This window comes from Microbacterium sp. B24 (genome assembly GCF_000333415.1).
Taxonomy (GTDB): domain Bacteria; phylum Actinomycetota; class Actinomycetes; order Actinomycetales; family Microbacteriaceae; genus Microbacterium.
This window is the reverse complement of the sequence record NZ_BADB01000254.1, coordinates 1-3,375: the sequence shown is the minus strand read 5'-3', so window position 1 is coordinate 3,375 and position 3,375 is coordinate 1. Positions and strand designations below refer to the sequence as shown.

Here is a 3,375-nt window from a genome sequence, read left to right as displayed (position 1 = left end):
GACTCCGGACCCCACCGGTCCTTCCCGAGGGGTCACCCGCCTTCGGTCCGGCGAGTATCTCGACAGACGACGACCTGTTCGGCGCGCTAACGACGACGATCAACGGCGCACCCGGCAGCACGGTGACGGTGAAGTTCGGCGACGTTGAGCGAGCGCGGGTCACCCTGTCCGCCGAAGGCACCGCAGAGGTCACGATCGAGGGCACCGTCCTCGACTTCTTGTTCACGAAGATCTCGATTGCGTACATGGCAGGCGCCGCCGTGGGCCCGGCCACCGTTACCGACATCTGGCGCCTCGTCGGCTGACGGCCAACGTGAGCCACAGCCCCGCCGCGTAAACTGGCGGAATGTCCGAGCTGCCGCACGTCCGTCCCGCCGCGCCCGAGGCCCCGCGATCGGCCGACGGTGCCGCCGCACGTCCGGCCGGCGTGCGCCCTGCGCTGGATGCGGTGGATGTCCTCGCCTTCCTCTGCGAACTGTTCGCCTTCGTCACCCTGGCGGTCTGGGGCTTCACCGCCTGGCCGTTCCCGTGGAACATCGTGGCCGGCATCGGTGCCCCGGTGATCGCGATCCTGCTCTGGGCTCTGTTCGTCTCACCGCGCGCCGTGTTCGTCGTGCACCCGTTCGTGCGGGCGCTCGTCGAACTGCTCGTCTACGCCTCCGCGACGATCGTCTGGTGGACGAGCGGCAACGCGTGGATCGGCCTGGCGTATGCGGTGGTCGCCGTGACCGTCGGACTGGTCTCGGGTCGACGCCGACTCGCCGCGTGAGGCGCGCCCGATCATGAGCGCCGTCCTCGACCTGCTCAACGCCGAGCTCGCCGACCGCATCGACACGGATCCCGGCGCCCTCGACGCCGCCCGCGCGGACAAATCCGGCCACGCGGCCGCGGGACGTCCAGTGGCGATCGTGCACGCGGCATCCGTCGCCGACGTCCAGGCGACGATGCGCATCGCGACGGCGACGCGCACGCCCGTCGTCGTGCGCGGGGCGGGCACGGGCCTCGCGGGCGGCGCGAACGCCGGTGCCGGCGAGATCGTGCTGTCGATGCGCGGAATGGACCGGATCCTGGAGGTGCGGGCCGACGACCTGCTGGCGGTGGTCGAGCCCGGCATCCTCAACGCCGACCTCAACGACGCCCTCGCCGCCCACGGTCTGTGGTGGGCGCCCGACCCCGCCAGTCGCGCCATCTCGACGGTCGGCGGCAACATCGCCACCGGCGCCGGTGGCCTGCTGTGCGCGAAGTACGGTGTCGTCCGCGACGCCGTCCTCGGGGTCGACCTCGTGCTCTCCGACGGCCGACTGCTGCACCTCGGACACCGCAGCGTCAAAGGCGTGACCGGTCTCGATCTGACGGCGCTGGTCATCGGCTCGGAGGGCACGCTGGGCGTCGTGGTCGGTGCGACGCTGAAGCTGCGGCGCCTCGTCCCGGGGCAGGCATGCACCCTCACGGCCCTCTTCCCCGATGTCCGCGCCGGCGCCGCCGCCGCGGCCGCCGTGACCGCCTCGGGCGCGCAGCCCGCGATCATGGAGCTGATGGATGCCGCGTGCCTCGCGGCCGTGCACCGCCTGCTCGAGCTGCCCGCTCCTCCGGTCGGCGCGGCGCAGCTCACCGTGCAGACCGACGGGCCGTCGGCCTCCGGAGACGCCGAGGCGATCGGCGCCGTCCTCGAGGCGGCCGGAGGCACCGTGCGTGCCGCACGGGACGACGCCGAGGCCGAGCTGCTGTGGACGATACGCCGCTCGATGCACCCCGCCATGGAGACGATGGGAACCACGCTGATCGAGGACGTGTCGGTTCCCCGCAGCGCCCTGCCCGCGATGTTCGACGAGATCGCGCGCATCGAGCGCGCCTACGGCCTCGTGATCCCGACCGTCTGCCATGCGGGCGACGGCAACCTGCACCCCAACTTCGTCTTCGAGGGCGACGAGGTGCCCGAGATCGTCTGGCGCGCGGCCGACGAGCTGTTCCGCTCGGCCCTGCGGCTCGGTGGCACCCTCACCGGCGAGCACGGGGTCGGCGTCCTCAAACGTCGCTGGCTCGTCGACGAGCTCGGCGAGGACCAGTGGCGGCTGCAGCGCCAGATCACCCGGGTGTTCGACCCCCTCGGCATCCTGAATCCGGGCAAGGTCTTCACCGACTGAGCCCGCGCGATCAGGCGGCCGGAGGATAGATCTGCGCGCTCGCGACCGTCAGGCCCCGCGCACCCAGCACCATCGCGAGGATGCCGAGTGCCAGCGGCATCGCCAGGGCCACGAGCGATCCGAGCACGAAGAGTCCCGTCAGATCGTCGAGACCCGTGCCCGACGCGGAGACCGCCGCGATCTGGGGCAGCGCGAACGTGACCGCCATGGCCGCGAATCCCCACGCGGGAGCCCAGTGCCACGGTCGGGGGATCACGGCGGCGCGGCCGATCGCGACGACGGCGACGAGAGCCGCGGCGGCGGTGACGGCGAGGTGCACGGCCGAGAGGATCTGCAGGCGCGGGATGTCCTGCTCGTTCGAGAGGGCGGCGATCGCGAGGCCCACGAGCGGGGGGAGGATCGCGAGCACCAGCAGCGCGGCCACGCCCGACGGGCGGCGTGCGACGATCGACCCCCGCCCGCGCAGCCCGAAGGCGAAGACGACAAGGGATGCCGCGAACAGCACGATGGCCACGATCGCGACACCCGACCCGAGACCGCCCGGCGCCACGGCCCGCACCCCCGTCGGCACCACCGCACTGGCGGCCAGCAGCGCACCGCCCCAGATCCATGCGGGAACGGGCTTTCGGACCTCGGCATCCGTCATGGCCCCGACCCTACCCCGGCTCGTCCGTCCCGTCAGGTCGCTGTCGGCGCGGCGAAGCGACAGGAGGGGACGGACGAACGCGTCAGAGGCCCTGCCAGGCCGGCTTGTTGGCGTAGGCGTAGCGATAGTAGTCGGCATGCTCCAGGCGCGACGCCGCGGCCTCGTCGACCACCACGGTCACGTGGGGGTGCAGCTGGATCGCCGACCCCGGCAGCGACGACGTCACGGGGCCTTCGACGGCGCCCGCGACGGCCGCGGCCTTGCCTTCGCCGAAGGCGAGGAGGAACAGGTGACGGGCCGACAGGATCGTTCCGAGCCCCTGCGTGATGCAGTGCATCGGCACGTCGTCGATCGAGTCGAAGAAGCGGGCGTTGTCGCGTCGGGTCTGCTCGATGAGCGTCTTCACGCGCGTCCGCGACGCGAAGGAGGATCCGGGCTCGTTGAAGCCGATGTGACCGGAGGTGCCGATCCCGAGGATCTGCAGGTCGATGCCGCCCGCGTCGGCGATGGCCCGCTCGTAGTCGTCGCCGGCGTGCGCGATGGTCGCCAGATCGCCGTTCGGCGTGTGGATGCGCTGGGGATCGA

5 protein-coding genes are annotated in these 3,375 nt (G+C 72.1%); 3 read left to right on the top strand and 2 right to left on the bottom strand.

Annotated features, from left to right (window positions below):
* The 3 genes from I5I_RS17105 to I5I_RS06755 form a co-directional block, all read left to right on the top strand.
* The coding region (locus tag I5I_RS17105; protein WP_036317957.1) for a hypothetical protein at positions 1 to 305 on the top strand (305 nt) is incomplete at its 5' end.
* Between the two features lie 41 nt (positions 306 to 346).
* On the top strand, positions 347 to 769 hold the full coding sequence (locus I5I_RS06760) for a YrdB family protein (RefSeq protein WP_036317955.1): 423 nt from the start codon (positions 347 to 349) through the stop codon (positions 767 to 769).
* A 13-nt stretch (positions 770 to 782) separates the two neighbouring features.
* Positions 783 to 2,144: an FAD-binding oxidoreductase gene (locus I5I_RS06755; RefSeq protein WP_036317953.1), complete on the top strand. Its 1,362-nt coding sequence runs from the start codon at positions 783 to 785 to the stop codon at positions 2,142 to 2,144.
* A 10-nt stretch (positions 2,145 to 2,154) separates the two neighbouring features.
* Here I5I_RS06755 and I5I_RS06750 read toward each other — a convergent pair whose 3' ends face one another.
* Together I5I_RS06750 and I5I_RS06745 are read right to left on the bottom strand one after the other, a co-directional pair.
* Positions 2,155 to 2,790 (bottom strand): hypothetical protein, encoded by a 636-nt coding sequence (locus tag I5I_RS06750; protein ID WP_036317950.1) that lies wholly within the window; start codon positions 2,788 to 2,790, stop codon positions 2,155 to 2,157.
* An 82-nt stretch (positions 2,791 to 2,872) separates the two neighbouring features.
* Positions 2,873 to 3,375: glucosamine-6-phosphate deaminase (locus I5I_RS06745; protein ID WP_036317947.1), on the bottom strand; the 503-nt coding region annotated here is incomplete at its 5' end.

Coding starts and splice junctions, on each gene's coding strand:
- I5I_RS06760 (WP_036317955.1), top strand. CDS start 347: ATGTCCGAGCTGCCGCACGTCCGTCCCGCCGCGCCCGAGGCCCCGCGA.
- I5I_RS06755 (WP_036317953.1), top strand. CDS start 783: ATGAGCGCCGTCCTCGACCTGCTCAACGCCGAGCTCGCCGACCGCATC.
- I5I_RS06750 (WP_036317950.1), bottom strand. CDS start 2,790: ATGACGGATGCCGAGGTCCGAAAGCCCGTTCCCGCATGGATCTGGGGC.